At 61.6% G+C, this 21,939-nt stretch carries 24 protein-coding genes; 17 read left to right on the top strand and 7 right to left on the bottom strand.

The annotated features are described in order from the left end of the window. The first annotated feature begins 170 nt into the window (after window positions 1–170). From QD336_RS03275 to QD336_RS03240, 8 genes are all read left to right on the top strand, one after another. The gene (locus QD336_RS03275) at window positions 171–650 is read left to right on the top strand and encodes a YcgN family cysteine cluster protein (protein ID WP_499169339.1); all 480 of its coding nucleotides are present in this window, start codon (window positions 171–173) and stop codon (window positions 648–650) included. A gap of 112 nt (window positions 651–762) precedes the next feature. Further along, on the top strand, window positions 763–1,587 hold the full coding sequence (gene blaOXA / locus QD336_RS03270; RefSeq protein ID WP_499169337.1) for a class D beta-lactamase: 825 nt from the start codon (window positions 763–765) through the stop codon (window positions 1,585–1,587). Window positions 1,588–1,635: 48 nt separating this feature from the next. Then, on the top strand, window positions 1,636–2,244 hold the full coding sequence (locus QD336_RS03265; protein WP_499169336.1) for a class I SAM-dependent DNA methyltransferase: 609 nt from the start codon (window positions 1,636–1,638) through the stop codon (window positions 2,242–2,244). Window positions 2,245–2,406: 162 nt separating this feature from the next. Further along, a complete protein-coding gene (locus QD336_RS03260) occupies window positions 2,407–4,989 on the top strand; it encodes a heavy metal translocating P-type ATPase (protein WP_499169334.1) in 2,583 nt (860 codons plus the stop codon). Then, window positions 4,986–5,408: a Cu(I)-responsive transcriptional regulator gene (gene cueR / locus QD336_RS03255; RefSeq protein ID WP_499169333.1), complete on the top strand. Its 423-nt coding sequence runs from the start codon at window positions 4,986–4,988 to the stop codon at window positions 5,406–5,408. Before QD336_RS03260 ends, cueR begins: the two co-directional genes overlap by 4 nt. A gap of 52 nt (window positions 5,409–5,460) precedes the next feature. Beyond that, window positions 5,461–5,661: a heavy-metal-associated domain-containing protein gene (locus QD336_RS03250; RefSeq protein ID WP_269344261.1), complete on the top strand. Its 201-nt coding sequence runs from the start codon at window positions 5,461–5,463 to the stop codon at window positions 5,659–5,661. A 77-nt stretch (window positions 5,662–5,738) separates the two neighbouring features. After that, window positions 5,739–6,008 carry a ribbon-helix-helix domain-containing protein gene (locus QD336_RS03245; RefSeq protein WP_499169331.1) on the top strand — a complete coding sequence of 90 codons (270 nt, stop codon included), beginning with the start codon at window positions 5,739–5,741 and terminating at the stop codon, window positions 6,006–6,008. Beyond that, entirely contained in the window at window positions 5,998–6,357 is a 360-nt protein-coding gene (locus QD336_RS03240) for a type II toxin-antitoxin system RelE/ParE family toxin (RefSeq protein WP_499169329.1), read from the top strand. Before QD336_RS03245 ends, QD336_RS03240 begins: the two co-directional genes overlap by 11 nt. Here the strand turns inward: QD336_RS03240 and QD336_RS03235 are convergent. Beyond that, on the bottom strand, window positions 6,354–6,602 hold the full coding sequence (locus QD336_RS03235) for a hypothetical protein (RefSeq protein ID WP_499169327.1): 249 nt from the start codon (window positions 6,600–6,602) through the stop codon (window positions 6,354–6,356). The genes QD336_RS03240 and QD336_RS03235 overlap by 4 nt on opposite strands. A gap of 177 nt (window positions 6,603–6,779) precedes the next feature. Between QD336_RS03235 and QD336_RS03230 the strand changes: the two genes are divergently transcribed. Continuing rightward, entirely contained in the window at window positions 6,780–8,168 is a 1,389-nt protein-coding gene (locus QD336_RS03230; RefSeq protein WP_499169677.1) for an MFS transporter, read from the top strand. Between the two features lie 17 nt (window positions 8,169–8,185). On the opposite strand, the gene QD336_RS03225 is transcribed toward QD336_RS03230, so the two are convergent. The 3 genes from QD336_RS03225 to QD336_RS03215 all read right to left on the bottom strand — a co-directional run bounded on the left by QD336_RS03225 (window position 8,186) and on the right by QD336_RS03215 (window position 11,250). Further along, entirely contained in the window at window positions 8,186–8,359 is a 174-nt protein-coding gene (locus QD336_RS03225; protein ID WP_080852464.1) for a hypothetical protein, read from the bottom strand. A gap of 68 nt (window positions 8,360–8,427) precedes the next feature. Then, a complete protein-coding gene (locus QD336_RS03220) occupies window positions 8,428–10,146 on the bottom strand; it encodes a glycoside hydrolase family 32 protein (RefSeq protein WP_499169325.1) in 1,719 nt (572 codons plus the stop codon). A 63-nt stretch (window positions 10,147–10,209) separates the two neighbouring features. Further along, complete coding sequence (locus tag QD336_RS03215; protein ID WP_269344253.1) at window positions 10,210–11,250, bottom strand: sensor histidine kinase; 1,041 nt, start codon at window positions 11,248–11,250, stop codon at window positions 10,210–10,212. A 203-nt stretch (window positions 11,251–11,453) separates the two neighbouring features. Between QD336_RS03215 and QD336_RS03210 the strand changes: the two genes are divergently transcribed. After that, window positions 11,454–12,914: a protein adenylyltransferase SelO gene (locus QD336_RS03210; RefSeq protein WP_499169676.1), complete on the top strand. Its 1,461-nt coding sequence runs from the start codon at window positions 11,454–11,456 to the stop codon at window positions 12,912–12,914. Between the two features lie 66 nt (window positions 12,915–12,980). Continuing rightward, entirely contained in the window at window positions 12,981–13,442 is a 462-nt protein-coding gene (locus QD336_RS03205) for a cupredoxin domain-containing protein (protein WP_499169324.1), read from the top strand. Between the two features lie 79 nt (window positions 13,443–13,521). Here the strand turns inward: QD336_RS03205 and QD336_RS03200 are convergent, their stop codons facing one another. Then, the gene (locus QD336_RS03200) at window positions 13,522–14,622 is read right to left on the bottom strand and encodes a saccharopine dehydrogenase family protein (protein ID WP_269344249.1); all 1,101 of its coding nucleotides are present in this window, start codon (window positions 14,620–14,622) and stop codon (window positions 13,522–13,524) included. 147 nt (window positions 14,623–14,769) lie between these two features. On the opposite strand from QD336_RS03200, the gene QD336_RS03195 reads away from it, so the two are divergent. Next, window positions 14,770–15,201 carry an Lrp/AsnC family transcriptional regulator gene (locus tag QD336_RS03195; RefSeq protein WP_269344247.1) on the top strand — a complete coding sequence of 144 codons (432 nt, stop codon included), beginning with the start codon at window positions 14,770–14,772 and terminating at the stop codon, window positions 15,199–15,201. A 31-nt stretch (window positions 15,202–15,232) separates the two neighbouring features. On the opposite strand, the gene QD336_RS03190 is transcribed toward QD336_RS03195, so the two are convergent. After that, complete coding sequence (locus QD336_RS03190) at window positions 15,233–15,601, bottom strand: winged helix-turn-helix transcriptional regulator (protein ID WP_499169321.1); 369 nt, start codon at window positions 15,599–15,601, stop codon at window positions 15,233–15,235. Window positions 15,602–15,743: 142 nt separating this feature from the next. On the opposite strand from QD336_RS03190, the gene QD336_RS03185 reads away from it, so the two are divergent. Next, window positions 15,744–16,583 carry an SDR family oxidoreductase gene (locus tag QD336_RS03185; RefSeq protein WP_499169320.1) on the top strand — a complete coding sequence of 280 codons (840 nt, stop codon included), beginning with the start codon at window positions 15,744–15,746 and terminating at the stop codon, window positions 16,581–16,583. A gap of 23 nt (window positions 16,584–16,606) precedes the next feature. Here QD336_RS03185 and QD336_RS03180 read toward each other — a convergent pair whose 3' ends face one another. After that, window positions 16,607–18,247, bottom strand: coding sequence for an alpha/beta hydrolase (locus QD336_RS03180; RefSeq protein ID WP_499169675.1), 1,641 nt, complete (start codon window positions 18,245–18,247; stop codon window positions 16,607–16,609). Window positions 18,248–18,550: 303 nt separating this feature from the next. Here QD336_RS03180 and QD336_RS03175 point away from each other — a divergent pair, with 303 nt between their 5' ends. The 4 genes from QD336_RS03175 (at window position 18,551) to QD336_RS03160 (ending at window position 21,893) form a co-directional block, all read left to right on the top strand. Continuing rightward, a complete protein-coding gene (locus QD336_RS03175) occupies window positions 18,551–19,075 on the top strand; it encodes a hypothetical protein (protein ID WP_499169319.1) in 525 nt (174 codons plus the stop codon). A gap of 3 nt (window positions 19,076–19,078) precedes the next feature. Further along, entirely contained in the window at window positions 19,079–20,338 is a 1,260-nt protein-coding gene (locus QD336_RS03170; RefSeq protein ID WP_499169317.1) for a DNA-packaging protein, read from the top strand. Window positions 20,339–20,887: 549 nt separating this feature from the next. After that, window positions 20,888–21,526: a hypothetical protein gene (locus tag QD336_RS03165; RefSeq protein ID WP_499169316.1), complete on the top strand. Its 639-nt coding sequence runs from the start codon at window positions 20,888–20,890 to the stop codon at window positions 21,524–21,526. 58 nt (window positions 21,527–21,584) lie between these two features. Further along, on the top strand, window positions 21,585–21,893 hold the full coding sequence (locus QD336_RS03160) for a Dabb family protein (RefSeq protein WP_006700091.1): 309 nt from the start codon (window positions 21,585–21,587) through the stop codon (window positions 21,891–21,893). The last annotated feature ends 46 nt before the right edge of the window (window positions 21,894–21,939 follow it).

Raw genomic sequence — 21,939 nt, 5'->3', positions numbered from 1 at the left:
TGTGTCGGAATTGCTTGACGCGGCGGCTTCTTGCGGGCCAATGACCCTCTGCCGTCCGCCAATCTTCATAAAATATCGTACAAACCAGCCCTTGGCGATACGATATAAAGGATTAGGGACCGGTTAAATACTCCCGTCCAAGAGATCAAAATGAAACGGAAATGTTAACGATGAATGACGCGCCGTTCTGGAAAACCAAATCACTCGCGGAGATGACCGGCGAGGAATGGGAAAGCCTGTGCGACGGCTGCGGCCTGTGCTGTCTCAACAAGCTGGAGGACTGGGACACCGGCGAAGTGGCCTTCACTTCGGTGCGCTGCGTGTTGCTGGATGGTGAAAGCTGTCGATGCTCCGACTATGAGAACCGCCGCGCCACCGTGCCGGACTGTATCCAGCTCGACCTGAAGAAGGTGCATGAGATCGGCTGGCTGCCGCCCACCTGCGCCTATGCGCTGGTGCGTGACGGAAAAGACCTCTACTGGTGGCATTATCTCGTTTCCGGCGATACGCAGACGGTGCATCAGGCCGGCATTTCGGCGCGCGGGCGCACCGTCAGCGAGGCCGATGTGGATGTTGACGACTTCGAGGATTATGTGGTCGACTGGCCCCTGACAGTGGGTGAGAAGGCGGGCGAAAAGGAGCGGACCTGACGGAAAGCGGCAATTTTCGTTTTGGTCCTATTCCTGCCCCATCCGTTACCTAAACCGCTCTCACCATTCCGGCAAATGATCCGCAAAATGTGGACAAGGGACATCAAAACGCATGCGCTACCGGCTGCCCGCCATCGTTCTTTCGTGCCTTGCCCTTCCGGGCCTCCTGCCGCTTTCCGCTTTTGCCCAGCAACAACCGCAGGCCTTCGAGTGCACGCTGGTCACCTCCATCGAAACGGGGGCGATCATCAACCAGCAGGGCGCCTGCGACCAGCGCGTGGCGCCGGCCTCCACCTTCAAGGTGCCGCTGGCGCTGATCGGTTACGATGCCGGCATACTTCTGGATGAGAAGTCGCCCGCCTGGGACTGGAAGCCGGGCACGGAAGCCCGCGCCTCGGACCGCAAGACGGTCGATCCCTCGATATGGGAACAGGATTCGGTGCTGTGGTACTCCCGCGAAATCACCCGCCGCCTCGGCCCGGAAAAATTCGCGGCCTATGTGAAGCGCCTCGGTTATGGCAATGCCGATGTGTCCGGTGAGCCGGGCAAGAATAACGGGCTCACCCATTCCTGGCTCGGCTCGTCGCTCACGGTTTCGCCGGTGGAACAGGTCGGCTTCCTCCGCCGCCTTCTGGCCGGCAATCTGCCGGTTTCGCGTGATGCGCAGGCCAAGACAAGGGCGATCGTGCCGGTCTTCGATGCGCCGGAAAGCTGGAGCGTGCATGGCAAGACAGGCACCGGCTATATGCGCGACGAAAAGGGCAATCCCGACCGAAACCGCCCCTTCGGCTGGTTCGTTGGCTGGGCGGAAAGAGAAGGCCAGCATATCGTCTTCGCAAGGCTGCGCGTCTCCGACAAGCCATCGAACGAGCCGCTCGGACCGGCGGTGCGCGACGCCTTCCTGCGCGATATTCCGCGGCTGGCGGTGCATCGGTAAAGAACCGCGCGGCCGGAGCGCCTTGAACCCGGAAAAGGATGTCGGGATATGTCGAACGCCTCCCGCGATGTCATCGGGCTCTATACGGACCACGGCGCCGATTTCGACAGGGAGCGCGGTCGTTCCCTTGCCGAAAGACCCTGGCTGGACAGGTTCACCTCGCTTTTGCCCGACGGCGGCTCCATTCTCGATATCGGCTGCGGTTCAGGCGAGCCGATTGCCGGCTATTTCATCGCCAACGGTTATGATGTCACGGGCATCGATGCATCGCTGCCCCTGATCCAACTTTGCCGCAGCCGGTTTCCGGAAAATCTCTGGGCGGTCGCGGATATGCGCGAACTGGCCCTTGGCCGCCGCTTCGATGGCCTGATTGCCTGGCACAGTTTTTTCCACCTGAGCCCCGAGGACCAGCACCGGATGTTCGGTATCTTTCGCCAGCATGCCAATGAGGGTGCGGCCCTGATGTTCACCGCCGGGCCGGGGCGAGGCGAAGCAATAGGCACCTTTCAGGGCAGGCCGCTCTATCACGCCAGCCTTGCGCGCGAAGACTATGAAAGCCTGCTGGTCGCACACGGTTTCCGCCTCCTCGATCACATCGTCAACGATCCGCAATGCGGTGGGGCGACGGTTTATCTCGCCAGACGAGTGGCGGCCTGAAAAGCGACCGCGCGGTCGTCCGATCGCAGCGATAAGAGGTGCAAATTCCTGCTTTTATGGTCGATGCCTATGCTCACGATTCCGTGTTCAACAAAAAACTTGCCGTACCTTGACCTTCCCATCATGGGAAGCCCTACATAAGGTCTCGAAAGGGGATTTCCCATGAACGAGACAGTCAGACACGCCCATTCAAATCAACCGGTTTCCGTGCCCGTCGAGGGCATGACTTGCGCCTCCTGCGTGCGTCGTGTGGAAACCGCCGCGGCCAAGGTGCCGGGTGTTGCTTCGAGCTCCGTGAACTTCGCCACGAAGAAGCTTACCGTCGAGCCGGCCGAAGGATTCTCAGCGAGAACGCTCGGCGCCGCCATCAAGAAGGTCGGTTACGATATCGCGCCGGAGCGGCAGGAGTTCGCAGTCGAGGGCTTGCACGGTGAGGCGGAGGCCGCGCGGCTGAAGGCCGTTCTGGAAGCCGTCGCCACCACCGTCGACGTGAAGGTGGACGCGGCGGCCGGCAAGGTCACCGTGGAAACCATCGGTGGCCGGCGTGAGCGGGATACGCTGGTCGAGACGGCGAAGCTCGCCGGCTTTGCGTTGAAGACACCGAAACCGCACGACCACTCCGCCCATCACGATCACAGCCAGCACCATGGCCACCATCAGGGCCACGGCCAGATGCCGGCCGGTGAAAGTGGCGGCCATGACCATATGCAGCAGGGCGGCGAGGAGGGCGCGTTGAAGCGTGACCTGACGATTGCCGCCATCCTGACGGCGCCGCTTTTCGTGCTGGAAATGGGCGGCCATCTCTATGAGCCGATGCATCACTGGTTGATGGGTATCATCGAGACCCAGAACCTCTATTACATCTATTTCGCGCTGGCGACCGCGGTGATTTTCGGACCGGGCCTGCGCTTCCTCAAGACCGGTTTTCCGGCACTCTTGCGCGGCGCGCCGGAAATGAACTCGCTGGTGGCGCTGGGTGTCACGGCCGCCTATCTCTATTCCGTAGTGGCGACCTTCGCGCCTGGCCTGCTGCCGGAAGAAGCGCAGTTCGTCTATTATGAAGCGGCAACCGTCATCGTCACGCTGATCCTCACCGGGCGGCTTCTTGAAGCCCGCGCCAGCGGCCGCACGGGAGACGCCATCCGCAAGCTGATGAGCCTGCAGGCGAAGACCGCCCGGGTGGAGCGCGACGGCGCCACCATCGATATTTCCCCCGATGATCTGGTGGCCGGCGATATCGTCGTCATCCGTCCCGGCGAAAGGCTGGCGGTGGATGGCGAAGTCGTCGAGGGCTCGTCCTATGTCGATGAATCGATGATATCGGGCGAGCCCGTGCCGGTGGAAAAGACGGTCGGCGCAACCGTTGTCGGCGGCACCATCAACAAGACCGGCGCCTTCAAGTTCAAGGCAACCAAGGTCGGCGCGGATACCATGCTGTCGCAGATCATCCGCATGGTGGAAGAGGCGCAAGGCTCCAAGCTGCCGATCCAGCTGCTGGTGGACCGTGTTACCGCGCTCTTCGTGCCCGTCGTCATCGCGATTGCGGTGCTGACCTTCATCGTCTGGGCGATCTTCGGCCCTGAGCCTGCCTATACATTCGCGCTGGTCAATGCGGTCGCGGTGCTCATCATCGCCTGCCCCTGCGCCATGGGTCTCGCCACGCCGACATCCATCATGGTCGGCACCGGAAGGGCGGCGGAGCTGGGCGTGCTGTTCCGCAAGGGACAGGCCCTGCAGGAACTGCGCTCGGCACAGATCGTCGTGGTCGACAAGACCGGCACGGTGACCAAGGGTCGCCCGGAACTGACCGATCTGGTGGTTGCGGAAGGGTTTGCCGATAATGAGGTTCTGGCGCTGGTCGCTGCCGTCGAAGGCCGTTCGGAACATCCGATCGCGGAGGCCATCGTCCGGGCTGCGGAAGATCGGGGATTGGTAGCGGGAGAGGGACTTGAACCCCCGACTGTCGAAAACTTCGAAAGCGTGACGGGTTACGGCATCGCCGCAACCGTCAATGGCCGCAAGGTCGAAGTCGGCGCGGATCGTTACATGGCGAAACTCGGCCATTCCGTGGGTATCTTCGCTGAAGCCGCCGCAAGGCTGGGAGACGAAGGCAAGACGCCGCTTTATGCCGCCATTGACGGCAGGCTGGCGGCCGCGATTGCCGTTGCCGATCCGCTGAAACCTTCGAGCGTTACCGCCATCAAGGCGTTGCAGGCGATGGGCATCGAAGTGGCGATGGTGACGGGCGACAATGAACGCACGGCGAACGCCATTGCCCGGCAGGTTGGCATTTCCCGCGTGGTGGCCGAAGTGCTGCCCGAGGGCAAGGTGAAGGCGATCCACGAGATGCGCGCCGGCGGCAAGGTGCTGGCCTTTGTGGGCGATGGCATCAATGACGCGCCGGCGCTCGCCGAGGCCGATATCGGCATTGCTGTCGGCACCGGCACGGATGTCGCCATCGAAAGCGCTGATGTGGTGCTGGTCGGCGGCGATCTTCTGGGTGCGGTCAATGCCATCGAGATGAGCCGTGCGACCATTCGCAACATCAAGGAAAACCTGTTCTGGGCTTTCGGTTACAACGTGGCACTGATACCGGTTGCGGCAGGCGTGCTTTATCCCGCCTTCGGCATCACACTGTCGCCGATGATCGGCGCGGGCGCCATGGCGCTCTCCAGCGTCTTCGTTCTTGCCAATGCGCTGCGGTTGAAACGGGCGAAGGTGGCCCATCGGGAGGTGACGTCGTGAATATCGGCCAGGCATCGGAAGCATCGGGCGTTTCCGCCAAGATGATCCGGTATTACGAGCAGATCGGCCTCATCACGCCTGCCGCCCGCACCGGCAATAATTATCGGGTCTATGGCGAGCAGGATGTGCACAATCTGCGCTTCATCAAGCGGGCGCGCACCCTCGGTTTCTCACTGGAGGAAACCGAGACGCTGCTGAAGCTCTGGCAGGACAAGAGCCGCGAGAGTTCGGCGGTGAAGGAAATCGCGCTCGTCCACATCGCCGATCTAGAGAAGAAGATCGCCGAGATGAAGAGCATGGTGAAGACGCTCTCCCATCTCGCTCATTGTTGCGGCGGCGACCACCGGCCCGATTGCCCCATCCTCGATGATCTCGCGGGTGCCGACAAGACAGACGGCAAGCCCGCCAGAACCCACTGAATTCATTGACAGCCGGCGCGAAAATAGCGGCGTCGGCCAAAAGGAGAAAACCATGAGTGCAACCACCTTCCTGATCCCGGACATGACCTGCGGCCATTGCGAAAAGACCCTGCGCGGCGCTCTCGCCGACGTGCTCCCGGACGCCGCCGTCAATATCGACCTTTCCACCCACAGGCTCACGGTAACGGGTGATGCCGCAACCGCGGAGGAGGCGATCCGCGAAGCCGGTTATTCGCCGGAACGGGCGGGCTGACGCATCTCGTCGCTGGAATGAGGAGGAAAGATGTGCTACTGAGTAGCATTATCTTTCCTTCGAAGGCAGAGCCCCCAATGTCCGTCAAGGCATCAGTGTCCATTTCCGATCAGCAGGACAGCTTCGCCCGCAGGCTGGTGGAGGAGGGGCGTTATGCCAGTCTTAGCGCTGTCGTGCAGCGCGGTCTGGATCTGCTTCGTCAGGAAACCGAAGTAAAGGATGCGGAGCTTGCCGCGCTTCGCGACCTGCTGGGCGAGCGGGATAAGGGGGAGTTCGTCTCGCTTAATGACGGCAAGGACAGAACTGCGGCGATGATAGCAGCCAGGAAGGCCAGCTATGGCCTTTAAGGTCCTGCGTTCGGCGCAGACGGATCAGGACCTTGGCCTCATTCTCGACCATCTCGTTCAATCCTATCGCGACCTTGGCGACACCCTGCCGGACGCTTTCGAGCGGGCTGTCCTGCGCATCGGCGCCATCGAGGCGGATATGCAACTCCTCGGCAAAGCGCCGTTTCAGGGTACATTGATGCCCGAATTGTTGCCCGGCCTTCGTCGGGTCACAAAAAATCAGGCGATCTTTTATTTCGATGTTGTTGAAGGCGAGAAAACGTTGCGCATTCTCGCCGTCTTCTTCGGTGGGCAGGATCATCAGCGGCATATGCTGAAGCGCCTCGTATCCGGCCAGCCAAGCGATTAAACCTCGTCGAACGCTCCACCCTCGCGCGAGGGATTGCGGTTGATCACTCGCTCCTCCGCGTCATCGGGAAGAGCTTCGTCGCTTTCCTGATAGGGGTCGTCCTCGGTTTCGGCCTCTTCTTCCTCAATTTCCTGTTCGATGGTTTGCGGAATTTCGCCCTTGGCGGGAAGGGCGTCGATGTCGAGATCGAGCAGATCTTCGTCCATGGCGTCTTCATTGCGGGGTATGATCTTGTTGCGGTCCATGGCGGTATCCTTTCTATCGGTTCACCCGGCAAACGGTCGGTAAGGCAGAGGGTTCCTGCCGCCGCTCATTCATTCAGTCCGGATCGGATGAAAAAAGCCCGCTTGACCTCAATGGCGCTTGAGGTTCTAGTTTGCCCGCCGTATCGCAAAAATGGAAAGGATACGGCTTTGTCGAGTATGGAAATGGTGGAGAAAAACGGCTGGGGCGAATTGCTGAGCGGGGCTAACCTCTCGCTTCTGACCGTCATCTCCTCCGGTATAGGTCTGCACGCCTTTAATCAGTTCGCGGTGGTGACGGCATTGCCCGTCGCCGTCAATGAAATCGGCGGTGCGGGTTTTTATAGCTGGGCCTATAGTCTCTATTTCGTCGGTTCCGTGGCCGGCGGCGTCACCGCCGTGCTGTTTCGTGAACGCTTTGGCGCCCGCGCCGTCCTGCTTCTGTGCTGCCTCATCTTTTCCTTCGGCTCGGTTCTTTCGGCAATTGCCGGCGATTTTTTATGGGTCGTCGTCGGCCGGGCGTTGCAGGGGGTGGCGGACGGGCTGATCGTGGCGGTGTGTTACAGCCTCATTCCCGCAGGCTTCCGCTCCGGCCTGTTGCCGAAGGTCTTTGCCATCGAGGCGGCGATCTGGGCGGTGGCCTCCTTCATCGGCCCGCTGACCGGCGGTTTCGCCACCCAGCACATCTCCTGGCGCGCCACCTTCCTGCTCTCGGCGCCGCTGATCCTGCTGCTGCTGGTCTATACGGTGGTTGCCGTTTCCGCCGAGCGGCCGGTGGCGGCCACGCGCAAGCCGCTGGTGCCGCTGCTGCTCTGCCTTGTCGGCGCACTGGCCTTTTCCGCGCCTTCGGCCTTTGAGGATGCGAGCCTGCGGGCGATCTCCCTGCTTGCGGGTGCGGCGTTGTTATGGGCTTCCCTGCGGGCAGGTATCCAGCCTTCCTCCGGCCTGTTCCCGAAGGATTCCTTCCGGCTGAAAACGGTGCTCGGCAGCGGCTTCTGGGTGCTGTTCCTGATGTCCTATGCCCATGCACTGGGCAGTGTCTATCTTGCTTATGTCGCCATCAATCTCTGGCAGCATGAGCCGACCTTTGCCGGTTTCATCGTCGTCACCATGCCGCTCGCCTGGAGTTTCGTGGCGATGCTGATCGGCAGCCTGCGCTCAAACCGGCTGCGGGAAATCTGCCTGCATTACGGCCCCTACCAGATGGTGCCGGGCTGCGTCATGCTTGGGCTCGGGCTTGCGACGGGCAACTGGGGAGAGATGCTGCTTGGGCAAATCCTGATAGGGTCTGCCTTCGGTATGTCTTGGGCCGGCATCAGCCAGGCGGCCATGGAAGCTGCCCCGGAAGAGGAGCGCAAGATGACCGGCGCATTGCTGCCCACGGTCGCGACCCTCGGTGCTGCGGCGGGTGCGGGCGCCAGCGGCACCGTCGCCGCCGCGACCGATCTTGTCGTGCAGATCGACCGTGCGGATGTGACGATGCCGATGCTTTATCTTTATGGGCTGGGTGTCGCCGTGTCGCTGCTGGCGATCATCACCGCGAGGGGCTTGCGGGGCGCGCGCCGATAGGCCGCTCGCCCGCGCCGTCACGATTGGGTGGTGGCGATGGTGATCGCCGCCAGATAAACGACGAAGGCCATGATGGCGATCGCGCCGATAATGATGATGATGCCCTTGCCGGCCCGTTTCTTTTCCGCCTTGTTTTCGTTGGCTTCGGTCGGAAACAGGATCGGATCGCTGGTATCGCGGATTTTGGTCATGCCGTTTCTCCTTATCCGTGGATTGGGCGGTTTCGGTCTATCAACCGCCCAGTCCGTCAAAAGGTTCCTCACGGTTTCAGCGCCCAACTGGTGGCATGCACCACCGCCCCGGGGTCGGCGCGAAGCAGCGCCGAGCGCACCGGTTCGAAACCTTCGATGCGTTTCGTGCCGACATAACGGCCGCGATCGGCGAAGACCTCAAGCGAGCCGTAATCCAGGAAGATGCGGATGCGGGATGCCCTTGCGCCCCTGGCGATATAATGCGGCGAGGGGCCTTCGCGCCCATCCTCGTGGCGGATCCACAGGCCGGTTTCATCGGAAACGAGACCGAGCCTGACCGTCGGGTGATCGAGCGCCAGCTCGAACGCGGCGCCGGGTGAGGCAAGCTCGATCAATATTTCCACCGCACCGTTGATGAAGGTGACGCGCTCGCCGGCGGCCAGCCGCGTGCGGTCGAGAATATGGCTGCGCAGGCTTTCCGCCGCGCCGATCGGCGGGGTCAGGAGTTCGCCATTGGCGTAGTGAATCCGGCGCGGCAGGGTCATGGAGGTGGGGAAATCGATTTCGGGATTGGCATCCGCCCAGTTTGCCAGCCAGCCGATGCCGACGATGCTGTCGCCATCGAGAAAGGCCTGAAAGGCGTAATTGTCGGTGCCGAAATCCAGTTCCTGGCCAAATTCCTTAGTGAAGATCTTGCCGTCGAACCAGCCGACATCGGCCATGGTCAGGTTCTTGCGGCCGGTCTCCGGGTCTTCCGAATGCATCAGCCCGTAGATCAGCACCCAGCGGGTGGAGCGGGCATTGGCAGGGCCATCGAGCGGCAACAGACAGGGGCATTCGATGGCGGTCGTCCTGTAGCGCGTTTCCACCCACAGCTTGCCCACATAGGTCCAGCCGGAGGCGGCGGTGGGGTCCAGCGTTTCGTAAAGCAGGATGACGCCGCCGCCATCGCTCTGGCTGCCAAGCACCATCTTCCACAACCCGTCAGGACCACGAAAGACATGCGGATCGCGAAAATCGGGCGTCAGTCCCTGTCCGTCCGGGCGCTGGCCCAGAATGACCTCGGCCTGCCCGGCCATGATGAGATCGGAGGAGGTGGCGGTGAGCTGAATCTGTGCTTCGGGAATGCGGTCCTGCACCTGTTCGGTGAAAAAGACGCGGATGCCGGAACCCTCCACCAGCGGAATGGTCGAGCCGGAATAGGCGCCACCGCGTTTGTCCGGCCGCGTCGTCAGATCCTCGGAGGGGAAGAGGAAAATCGGCAGATGCCGCCAGCGCAGATAATCCGAAGAGACCGCATGGCCCCAATGCATGGTGTTCCAGCGCAGCCCGTGTGAATAATGCTGATAGAACAGATGCGGCCGGCCCTCGAAACGGCCAAAACCGTTCGGGTCGTTCATCCAGCCGAAGGGCGGGCGGAAGTGATAGCTGCCCGGCAGTTCGGGTGCGGCATTGTCGGGCTTGGTGTGGACGACGGTGATGCCGGTTTCCAGCACGTCCGAAGCGGTAAACCAGTAGATGACGGAAACGGCGGTGGTCACCGTGTCGTAGCTCAGCTCCACATGGCCGCCACCGAAGACCTGATAGATTCGAAAACTGAACTCTTCGGTGTTGACGCTTGAAACTTCGGCGAATTTTCCGTTCTGGTTGGAGAAGGACACGGCGCCGGGTTCGCCGTCTTTTTTCGCCTTCAGCCACACATGGAAGGTGGCGTTGACCGGCAGGTCGGTGTGGAGGGTGCGGATGGCGCTTTCCGGCTCGGCGCTTACGGCTTCAACGACGGTCATTCCCGTTCCTTTCGTTGCGGCTATTCTGGTTCAGAAAACGCAACGAATGGGACGAAAGAAAGTTCAACCGCCGGCCTGTTCCCGTGCCGCCGTTTCGTATTTGCCGTCCAGCTCGAACACCAGCCCGCCCGGATGGTAGAAGGTGCGGCCCTCACCGGAAAAATAAGCCGCGACGATCTGGTTGGTGAGGCGCGAGCCGAAACCCGTGCGTGTCGGCGGCCGGACGGGCGGTCCGCCGGTTTCGCGCCAGCGCAGTTCGAAACGGTTATTCTCACCCAGCATCCAGGCGATTTCGACCCTGCCGTTTTCATTGGAAAGCGCGCCATATTTCAGGGCATTGGTGGCGAGTTCGTAGACCGCGAGAGACAGGCCGAGCGCCTGCTGCGGAGCGATGTCCATCTCCGGGCCGGAAATCGTCACCCGCGCCCGGTCGTCGAGATGCGGATAAACGGAATCGCAGACGAGGCTGGTGATGCCGGTGCCCTTGCCGGAAGCATGCATGAAGTTCTGGGCGTTGCCGAGGGCGGCGATGCGCCTCTTGATGGTGTCGCGCGCCTCTTCCAGTGTTTGGGAATGGCGCATGGTGGCGCTGACGACGGCGGTGGTGATCGCCATGGTATTCTTCACCCGGTGGACGAGTTCGCGGCGCAGCACCTCTTCCCGTTTGCGGCCTTCCACCGTTGCCGTCGTCTCCACCGTGATGTTGATCAACCCGGCGATATTGCCGTCATCGTCATAAAGCGGGCTGTAGGAGAAGGTCCAATAGGTATCTTCCGGAAAACCGTTGCGGTCCATGACCAGATGCAGGTCTTCGGCAAAGGTGCCTCTGCCGGAAAGCGCTTCATCCACAAAGGGTTTCACGTCGTCCCAGACATCCGACCAGATGATGTGAAACGGTTTGCCGAGGGCGTCCCGTTCCTTCAGCCCGAGAAACGGCCGGTAGGCGTCATTGTAGATGATGTTGAGATCCGGCCCCCAGAACAGGCAGATGGCATGGCCCTGCTTCAGGATCGTCCGCACCGTTGTCTTCAGCGCAACGGGCCATGTTTCCACCGGTCCCGCCGCCGTTGATGCCCAGTCGAAAAGCCGGATGGCTTTGCCCATTTCACTATCGTCATCGGGGAAATGCGGCACTAATTCATCCTGCGGTATGGGGCTGATTACCGTGCCTATGTAGGGATAAAGGTATCCCCAGTTCAAACTGAATTTCACTAAAGTCCGATATGGCCTGTCGAATTTGCCGAAGGCACTCTCGCAACCCGGCGTAAAAACCGCCATATCAGGCAAAAGCAGGGAGTTTACCCGTGATGAAATTCGACAATTCCTATGCCCGCCTGCCGGAGCGTTTCAGTGCCGCCGTGCTGCCGACGCCGGTGAAGGCGCCGCGCCTCATTGCCTTCAACCGCGCGCTGGCGGATGAGCTCCTTCTCGATGTTTCGGGCCTTGACGATGACAGGCTGGCGGCGATCTTTTCCGGCAATGTCGTGCCGCAGGGGGCCGAGCCGCTGGCCATGGCCTATGCCGGCCACCAGTTCGGCGGTTTCGTGCCGCAGCTCGGTGATGGCCGCGCCATTCTTCTCGGCGAGGTGATCGACAGGAACGGCAAACGGCGGGATATCCAGCTTAAAGGCTCCGGCCCCACACCGTTTTCGCGCAGGGGCGATGGGCGCGCCGCACTCGGCCCGGTGCTGCGCGAATATATCGTTTCGGAAGCGATGAATGCGCTCGGCATTCCCGCCACGCGGGCACTGGCGGCGGTGCTGACGGGTGAAAGGGTGCAGCGGGAAGTGGGCCTGCCGGGCGGCGTTTTCACCCGCGTGGCGGCAAGCCATATCCGCGTCGGCACCTTCCAGTTCTTCGCCGCCCGCGAAGACGACGAGGCGATCAGGAACCTTGCTGATTACGTCATCGACCGCCACTATGCCGAGGCGAAAGACGCCGATAATCCCTATCTCACCCTGTTGCAGGGGGTCGCTGCGCGGCAATGCGAGCTTATCGCCCGCTGGATGATGGTGGGCTTCATTCATGGGGTGATGAATACCGACAATATGGCTGTCTCCGGCGAGACCATCGATTTCGGTCCCTGCGCCTTTCTCGACGAATACCATCCGAACAAGGTGTTCTCGTCCATCGATGCACAGGGCCGTTATGCCTTCAACAACCAGCCGGGCATTGCCCAGTGGAACATCGCAAGGCTGGCGGAATGCCTGTTGCCGCTGCTCGACCCGGAGGTGGAGAAGGCTGCGGAACGCGCCAATGCCGTGCTCGCCGATTTCGCCGCCGATTTCCCGAAACGCTGGCTTACCGGCATGCGCGAAAAACTCGGCCTGAGGCAGGAGGAAGAGGGCGATGTCGATCTGGTGCAGGCGCTTCTTTCGCTGATGCAGGCATCGGAGGCGGATTATACGCTGACCTTCCGGCGTCTTTCCCATGCGGCCAATGGCGATGCCGAGCCGTTCCGCGGCATGTTCATCGATATTGCCGGGGCGGATGAATTTCTGGCCCGCTGGCGGGAAAGGGCCGGGCGGGAAGGGATATCCGATGCCGAAAGGTCACGGGAGATGCTGGCCGTCAATCCGGCCATCATTCCGCGCAATCACCGTATCGAGGAGCTGATCGAGGCGGCGGTGGAGGAGGGTGATTTCGAACCGTTCCATGCCATGCTGGCGGCAACCGCGAAACCCTTCGAAGAGCGGCCGGATAATTTCGTCTACATGCAGCCGCCGATGAGCCATGAGCGGGTGTTCAGGACGTTTTGCGGGACGTAAGCGAAAAGCCGATCCACAGCGCTGGAACGAGCGGGGTGGGGCAAGGGGTATCAGGGGCCATGAAGAATGAATGACGCATCAAAGCTTGTTTTCCTGCTTGGCCTGACCATGACCGCTGCGTCGCCAAATCTGGCGTCTGCGGATGCCGGCCATGGTGACCTGACCATCTTGATGACGGCCGAAAAAGGGGCGCTCACGCTCCAATATCACAAGCCGGGCGAGCGTCCTGGAGACAATCCTTCAATGCAGTGCGCCATTGGCGATAAAATCACCTTGCCCGCGGGCGAGGTCGTGAATCTGCAATTCATCTCGGCAGATGTGCCTTACAGCTTTGAGATAGCAGGGTACGTGGAGAAGGTGGATATTGTGCCCGGTCTCGTGAGCTATAGCCAGATTGAGACGCCCACGGAGGCCGGGCAGGTCCGTGCGGTGCTGCAAACGGACGCAGACGGTTCGAAGAACGTCGTGGCGGTGCGCTTCCGTTCAGGTTCGAACGCCTTCGACAGCCAGATGTTCTGCGCCCCCTAGCGCATTGCAGTGGGCGCTTCTTCCATAAGGCAGGCCGGTTGCGGCCGCATCAGCGGCCGCCCCGATGGATATCCTTGAATTAGCCCACCCGGGCCAGCGGTTCATGCGAGCCATAATAACGGCCAAACCGGTTTTCGAGGAATTTCGGCAGGGCCACTTCCTCCTGCCGCACGAAGCCCTTCTGCGGCAGGGCACCTTCGGCCAGAAGGTCGAGAACCGTGCAGATGCCGGCGGCGGTGGTGATCTGGATGGCGCTCATCATGCGGCCGGAAACCGGGCCGGCATAGACCTTGTTGGCATAGGTTTCCTGCAGGAAACGGCCGTTGCGGGTGCCGCAGACGGTGACGAAAACGATGACCACATCCTGCATGGTGCCGGGCAGGGCGTTTTCGAACAGGTCCTTCAGCACGTCGCGGCGGTTGCGCAGGTTGAGGTCGTTTAAAAGCGCCTTCATGATTGCTACGTGGCCGGGGTAACGGATGGTGCGGTAATTCATGGTCCGCACCTTGCCTTCCAGCGTGGCGCAGAGCGTGCCGAGGCCGCCCGAGGTGTTGAATGCCTCATAAGTGACGCCGTCGAGCGAAAATTCCTCGCGTTCCTCAAGGGCAGGAACGGCGGTGAGACGGCCTTCGACGATGGCTTCGCAGGGTTCGATATATTCGTTGATCAGCCCGTCCGTGCTCCAGGTGAGGTTGTAGTTCAGCGCATTGGAGGGATATTGCGGCAGCGCGCCGACACGCATCCTCACGCTGTCCAGCTTGTCGAAGCGGGCGGCGAGATCGGCGGCCACGATGGAGATGAAACCGGGGGCGAGGCCGCATTGCGGGATGAGCGCGGTCTCGGCCGTTTCCGCCAAGGCCTTGACCTTGCGGGTGGATTCCACGTCTTCGGTCAGATCGAGATAATGGGTACCAACCGCGACCGCCGCCTCTGCAATGCCGGCCGTCAGATGGAAGGGGGCGGCGGAGAGCACGGCGAACTTGCCTTTCAGCAGTGCTTCGAGCGCCGGACGGTCGGTGATGTCGACGATCTCGGTGTCGACGCGCTCATGCGCCGGCACATTGGCCAGCTGATCGGTCGAACGGTCGGCGACGGTGATGCGATAATCGCCGGTGGCGGCCAGCATCCAGGCAATGGCCGAACCGATATTGCCCGCACCGATGACGACAATGTTTTTCATGTTTTTGTTCCCCGCAGTAAATTCGCATGTGTCTGCGCAACGAATGCGCTTCAAAGACAGAATGCCAGCTTTTATTGACGATTCGCAGCTTCACTATGTGCAAATAGTGGTCTATTATTGGACAGTTAGACGACAGGATTGATCACTATGACGATCGCCGACAAGGACCGGGCGCTGCTTGCCCTGCTTTCCGAAAATGCCCGCATGCCGGTGGCGGAACTGGCGCGCCGGCTCGGCCTTTCTCGCACCACGGTGCAGGCGCGAATCGAGCGGCTTGAGGCTGACGGTGTGATTGCGGGTTATGGTTTAAGGCTTTCGGAAAGTTATCTTTCCGGGCTGGTGCGTGCCCATGTGCTGATCACCATCGGCCCGAAGGCGCTGCCGGCGGTAACGGCGGCGCTCACCGCCATCAAGGAGGTGACGACGCTGCATTCGGTGAGCGGCACCTTCGATCTCATCGCCATTCTGGCCGCACCCTCGATCCTCGATCTCGACCGGCTGATCGACCGCATCGGCGCGCTGGATGGGGTGGAGCGCACGCTGTCGTCGATTATTCTATCGACGCGGATTTCGCGGTAGGGGATGGTGGGGAGTAGGGGGCTGCCGCGGACTAAACCACCGCCCGCTCATCATAAGCCCTCTGCGCCGCCATCACCGCATCGATATTGCCTTCCGCCCAATGGGCAAGCGCCGCCACCGTTTCGGTCAGCGTCCGCCCCAGCGGCGTCAGTGAATATTCGACCGTTACCGGCACGGTCGGAAAGGCCTGCCGTGAAATCAGCCCGTCCCGTTCGAGCTTCTTCAGCGTCTGCGACAGGACCTTCTGCGAAATGCCCTTGATCTCCCGCCGCAGCACGTTAAAGCGCACCGCATCCACCCGCAGTTTGTCGAGTATCAGCAGCGCCCATTTGTCGGCGATCCTGTCCAGCACCATGCGGGTGGGGCAGCGATCCTCATAGACGTCATAGATGCGTTCCATCGGTTTGTTCCGTGCTTTCAGGGTCTTGCCGGTTTCCACGAGGAAACCAGATAACCGAAAAGTGCTCTCTTTTCATGATTTCGATCACGCAGTATCTGTGTTTTCGAAACATGGTTTCCATTAGATACTAAGGAGATTTGAGATGACAGGCAAGATACTCGTAATCGGTTCGACAGGCACCATCGGCACGCCGCTGGTCAAGGCGCTGGTGGCCAAGGGTGAAAGCGTCAAGGCGGCTTCGCGCACCGGCATCGCGACGAATGGCGCGGCAGGCGTGCGCTTCGATTATACCGACCACACCACTTACGCCGATGCATTCGAAGGCGTGGACCGTCTGTTCCTGATCCTTGCCGGCGGGCGTCTCGATGCGATCGATGCGCTGACCCCCGTTGTTGAAGAGGCCGCGCGCCGCAAGGTGAAGATCGTGTTCCTCAGCGTGCTGGGTGTAGATGCCGATGATTCCATTCCCTATCGCCAGATCGAACTGAAGATCATCGCGTCCGGCACGCCTTACGTCATCCTGCGCCCCAACTGGTTTGCCGATAATTTCCACAGCTATTGGAAGGCTGGCATCGAACACGGTCAGATCGCCGTGCCTGCTGGCGAGGGCAAGTCGAGCTTCATCGATGTGCGTGACATCGCCGACAGTGCTGCCGCGGCGCTCACCTCTGACGCCTTCAACGGCAAGGCCTTCAACCTCACAGGCCCGAAGGCCTTCGGTTACGCCGAGGCGGCCGCGCTGATCTCGCAGGCGATCGGCAAGCCAGTGTCTTACAGCGCCGTTTCGGATGAAGTCTTCATCGGCATCCTCACCGGCGCCGGTGTGCCTCAGGATTACGCTTCCTTCCTCGCCTCGATCTTCTATCCCGTGCGTGAAGGCTGGACGGCCGTGGTGACCGGCGACGTGGAAACGCTGGCTGGCCGCGCCCCGCGTTCGCTCGAAACCTATGTCGCCGACAATCTGGACCTGCTGAAGGGCTGAGGCTCAAAGCAGGCCCGCCGCGCTTACGCCGGATCGGTGGAGCCGCGGCGGGCCTTGAAGAGCATCTTCAGCCGCTGGATATCCTCCGCATTCCAGCCCTGAGGCTGGGTCACTTCCATCCACGCATCGATATAGTGCTCCGGCGCATAGACATGGCCATACCCCATCGGCGCGGTGGTGGCGGCGGCGACATCGAGACCGAGCTGCAGCAGGGTGACGACCGGGAACCAGCGGAAGGACGTGGAAACGTCAGGGCCGTGATGCACCATCCATTGCGGCCGCCGGTAAAGCGAGGCGGCCTCGAAGAAGGTGATGGGGTCGCTCGCATATTGCAGATAGACGATCCGCATCGGCCCCCAGTTCACACCCGGCATATGGGCTGTCGTATATTGGTTGGCGAAGCGGATGACGGAGGAATCGCGGAAACGTGGCAGCCACTCCGGCGTGTCCTTCACCCGGCCATTGGTGGCCATGCGCCAGGTGGGGCTGGAAAAGGGCGGGCCGCTCCACAAAGCGCCCTGGAACGGGTCGGACAGCACATCATAGAGATCAGAGGACTTCTGCGAATTGAGCGAACCGAGGCTGAGGCCATGCAGGTAGAGCTTCGGCCGCGTCTCCTTCGGTAATGTGGTCCAGTAACCATAAACGGCTTCGAACAGGGCGCGTGCCGTCTCGACGCCGTAATCCGGTTCGGTCAGCAGCGCGATCCAGCTGGAGAGATAGGAATATTGCACGGCGACACTGGCGATATCGCCATCGTGCAGATATTCCACCGTATCAAGCGCCTCCGGGTCGATCCAGCCGGTGCCGGTGGGGATGACGACGAGCAGCACCTTGCGCTCGAAACCGCCGACCCGCTTCAGCTCCTCCAGCGCAAGGGAGGCCCGCTCTTCGGGTGTGGAGGCGGAATTCAGGCCCGCATAGACCCTCAGCGGCTCCTTGGCGGGGCGATGGGTGAAGGTGGAAATCTGCGTGCCGGCGGGTCCTTCCGCTACGAATTCCCGCCCGCGTCGACCGAGCGACTCCCATGTCATCAATGAGGCGCTGCTGCCGGTTTTCAGCGGATCGGACGGGCGCGGCACATCTGGCTCGATCAGCGAATCTACCTGTTTCAGCGAGGAATCGGCAAATCTGAGGCCGATATCGAAAATCAGCCCGTTGAGCAGCATCCATGACAGCACGATGGCGGCGGTGATGCCGAGAACATTGGCGAGCCGGCGCGGCAGGAAATGCTGGCTGCGTGCGGCAAAGAACCGGCGGATCAGCTGGAAAAGCCGGCCGGCGCCGATGAGCAGGGCCGCAACCAGCACGGCAAGGCCGCCGGTCTTGGTGGGATGGGCGCTCGGTAGCGGATCGAGCTCCATCAGCACGCGAATGGAATTCTGCCAGTCCTTCGCCTGCCAGAGGAACGCAATCGCCGTGATGGCAGCGGCAAGGGCGATGAGAAACCGAACGCCGCGGGCATTGTGGCGCGAGGGTTCGGGCAGCTCCAGATAGGCCCAGATGGCGTGCAAGGCGACGCCGATCAGATAACCGATCGCGAAGGAAAAACCGCACAGAACGCCCTGCATCAGCCATGTGCGCGGCAGCAGCGAGGGCGTGAGTGAAGCGCAGAAGAGAACCGTGCCGAAGACGATGCCGGTTGCCGAAAGACCCGCAAACAACCGCTCAACCCATTGTTTTACCAACTTGACTTGCCCCTTCTGTCCACCGCTTGCGGCGCGAGTGTAATATGTGGCGGGCCAGGGTGCAAATGCCGGCGTCAGGATAAAAATCACGATAATAGGAAAATAATCCTTTACAGCGTGACGGTGGTTTGATAGTGTTTGGTTACGGTCGGAGATTTGCGGCTGACAGAGAGTTTTACACGCTTCCCTCATTCCTGTGACAAGCACAGGGAAGAGGGTGCTGGATAAACCGCTTTGCACCCATCCCCTGTCCATCTTATTTCTCCGCAGGCCAATCCCATGACACGCTCTCACAACTGCGACCCGGCGCTCTACGGAGCCTGGCCGGACAGGCCTGTCTATCCCGGTGAGGACATGCCGGAAGCCGCGCCCGAAACCAAATCGCGGGCCGACAGGCTGGCCCCAGAGGATGCGGCGCGCAACGGCAGTCTGCGGCAATTGCTGAACGAGCTGACGGTGGAGATGCGCGAGCAATTCTCGATGTACCGCAATCTGCGTGAAGCGAGCGAGGCGGGGCTCTTGCCGGGCAGTGACGATACGGATGCCAAGCAGGCGCGCGCCGATGTGAAAATCGCAACGGATCAGCTGTCGCTCATCGTTCGCACGCTGGAACGGATCGACGCCCTGCAAAGGGTGCTGGCGGAGGAGCGGCAGGCGCTTATGGACGAGGATGAAACCGATACGGAAGATTACAAGGCGGCGGTGGCGCATTTCCTCAAACGTATCGACGAACTGGCCGAGCAGAAATGCCGCGAGAGGCTGGAGACGATAGCCGCATCCGGCACTGCAGCGGGGTCTGACTGAAGAATGGTGGACCCTTCCACGGAAGCCGCTCGGCAGGAACAGGTCTTCAACCTGCTGCGCGACTGGCGTTTCATCGGCAACCTGCCGCAACAGGCGCCGGAAGGCGACTGGCGGACATGGCTGCTGATCGGCGGGCGCGGCTCCGGCAAGACCCGTGCCGGGGCCGAATGGGTGCACAGTATCGCTTCTGCCGGCAAGCAGTCGGATCTGCGCATCGCGCTGGTGGCGGAAACGCTGGGCGATGCCCGCGAGGTGATGATCGACGGCATTTCCGGCATCTGCCGCATTGCCCGCCGCAATCGGCCCGCCTTCGAAGTGTCGCGCCGCCGGCTTGTCTGGCCAAATGGCGCGATGGCGCAGGTGTTTTCCTCGGAAGACCCGGAAAGCCTGCGCGGCCCGCAATTCCACATGGCCTGGGCGGATGAGCTGGGTAAATGGAAATATCCGCAGGAAACCTGGGACATGCTGCAATTCGGCCTGCGCCTGGGCGAGGCACCAAGGCAACTGGTGACCACCACGCCGCGGCCCATTCCCTTGCTGAAGGCGCTGCTTTCCGATCCAACAAGCCGGGTGGCGCGGATGCCGACGGCGATGAATGCACAGAACCTCTCGCCCGGCTTCCTGAAGGCCATGGAGGAGCGTTACAGCGGCACGCGGCTCGGCCGTCAGGAAATCGGCGGCGAGCTGATCGATGAACGGGAGGGCGCGTTGTGGAAACGTGCCGATCTGGAGGCAATAATCGAGGCGGCGCATGAGCCGCTGTCGCGGATCGTGGTGGCAGTCGATCCACCCGCCGGAATGGGCGAGAATTCCTGCTGCGGCATCGTCGTGGCGGGGCTCGGCATGTCCGGGCGGCTCATGGTGCTGGCGGATTGTTCGGTGGAAGGTGAAACGCCGGCGGGCTGGGCCCGCGCCGTGGTTGCCGCCTTCCGCCGCCAGGAGGCCGACCGGGTGGTGGCCGAGGTCAATCAGGGTGGCGAAATGGTGCGGGCCATGCTGCAGAGCATAGACGCGAACCTGCCTCTGACTTTGGTGCGGGCAAGCCGTGGCAAATTCACCCGCGCCGAGCCGGTCGCGGCCCTTTACGAGCAGGGCCGGGTGCGCCACGCGGGCCGGTTTGAAAAGCTGGAGGACCAGATGACGGATTTCGGCCCCGATGGCCTGTCATCCGGGCGCTCGCCGGACCGGCTGGACGCGCTCGTCTGGGCGATCACGGCGCTGACGACGATGGTGGCGAGTGAGCCGAGGGTGCGGGGGATGTGAGCCGTTCAATCATCGCTTCCGCGCATGAGAGCCACTTGGCTTTCAAGCGAGCGTATGCCGCTTGTTTCGTCTCCCTGCGGGGGAGAAGGTCGCGGCAGCGGGATGAGGGGGCGAGGGCAAAGATATTCGGAGAGGTTTCCCTCTCATCTAACCCTTCGGGCCATCTTCTCCCCGGCGGGGAGAAGAAATTCGCGGTGCCATCCACGCCCACAAGCGGGCGCCCGGCAGGTCTTACTTCTTCGGAGATTGCGCCGGTTTCGGCTGCGAGCCGGTTTCGCGCATCTGGCGCCATTCGTTTTCGAGGCGGTCATAAACGGTCTGGGGGATTGTCGCTGTCATGGTGGCATTCCTCCTTGAATGGTTAACGCTGCAAGATTGCGCGGTGAATGGAGTTAGCGCGCTAAGGTTCCGGAATTCAAGGAATTTTTTACCTCAAAACCCCGGCCGGCGGATTAAAATCGATTAAGGTTTTTTCAAATCGATTTAGTCCCTGTGGCCGTCATGTGGAAAACCGGGTGTCATATTGCCCGTCATTTTCAGGAGCCGTCCATGGCCTATGACGAGGCGCGATTCTTCGCGTCGGTGCGAAGTTCCATCTTCGGCGGCCGCCTGCGCGCCGCCCAGCTTGCCGGTACGAAAATAATGCTGGCGGGGTTCGAAAAGGCGATGCCGGGTGGCGACCCCCGCTGGCTGGCCTATATGCTGGCGACAGCCTTTCACGAGACGGCGGCGACCATGCAGCCGGTGCGCGAGACATTGGCGGCAAGCGATGCGGAGGCGATCGCAAGGCTCGACCGCGCCTTTGCGGCTGGCCGGCTGCCGATGGTGCGCAAACCCTATTGGCGGCCCGATGCCGACGGGAAAAGCTGGCTGGGGCGCGGTTTCGTGCAACTGACCCATCGCCGCAATTACGAGGCCATGTCAGCGCTCACCGGCATAAACCTTGTGGAACGCCCCGAGCGGGCCATGGAGGCGGAGGTGGCGACGGCGATCCTGATCCACGGCATGGCGGGCGGCCGCTTTACCGGTCGCAAGCTTTCGGATTTCTTCAGTGGCGCGCGTGAGGATTGGGATGGCGTGCGTGCCATCATCAATGGCAGTGACCGGGCGCGGCTCGTCGGCGGTTATGGGCGCGCATTTCATCACGCGCTTGTCGCTGCGCGGATTGAACCGGGGCGGGCCAGATGATAACCCGTTACACGGCGCCGAAAAGGCCGCCTTTTAAGTTTGCATGACAGGTGACACCGTGATCCGCCATATCGTCTTTTTCACCGTTCCCGAAGAAAACCGCGACGCCGTGCGCAAGGGGCTTTCCGGCCTCACCGCGATACCGCATGCGCTGAAGCTTGAAATCGGCGAGAATGTGAAGAAGGACCAATGGGGCAACTCGGTCGATTTCATCGTTTATGGCGAGTTCGAAAACGAGGCGGCGCTGGCGGCCTACAAGGCCGACCCCGCCTATGATCTTTCCACCCGCACGGTAAAGCCGTTGCGCGAGACCCGTGTTGCCGCCGATTTCGACAGCGATACGGCGGTTAAGGCGCCGATCCGGTAACGTCTGCTTTCGTCTGCGAAGGCAAGGCGCATGCGCACTTAGCCTG

Source organism: Rhizobium sp. BR 250 (assembly GCF_047445855.1).
Taxonomy (GTDB): Bacteria; Pseudomonadota; Alphaproteobacteria; order Rhizobiales; family Rhizobiaceae; genus Agrobacterium; species Agrobacterium tumefaciens_I.
This window is presented reverse-complemented; position numbering and strand designations above follow the sequence as displayed.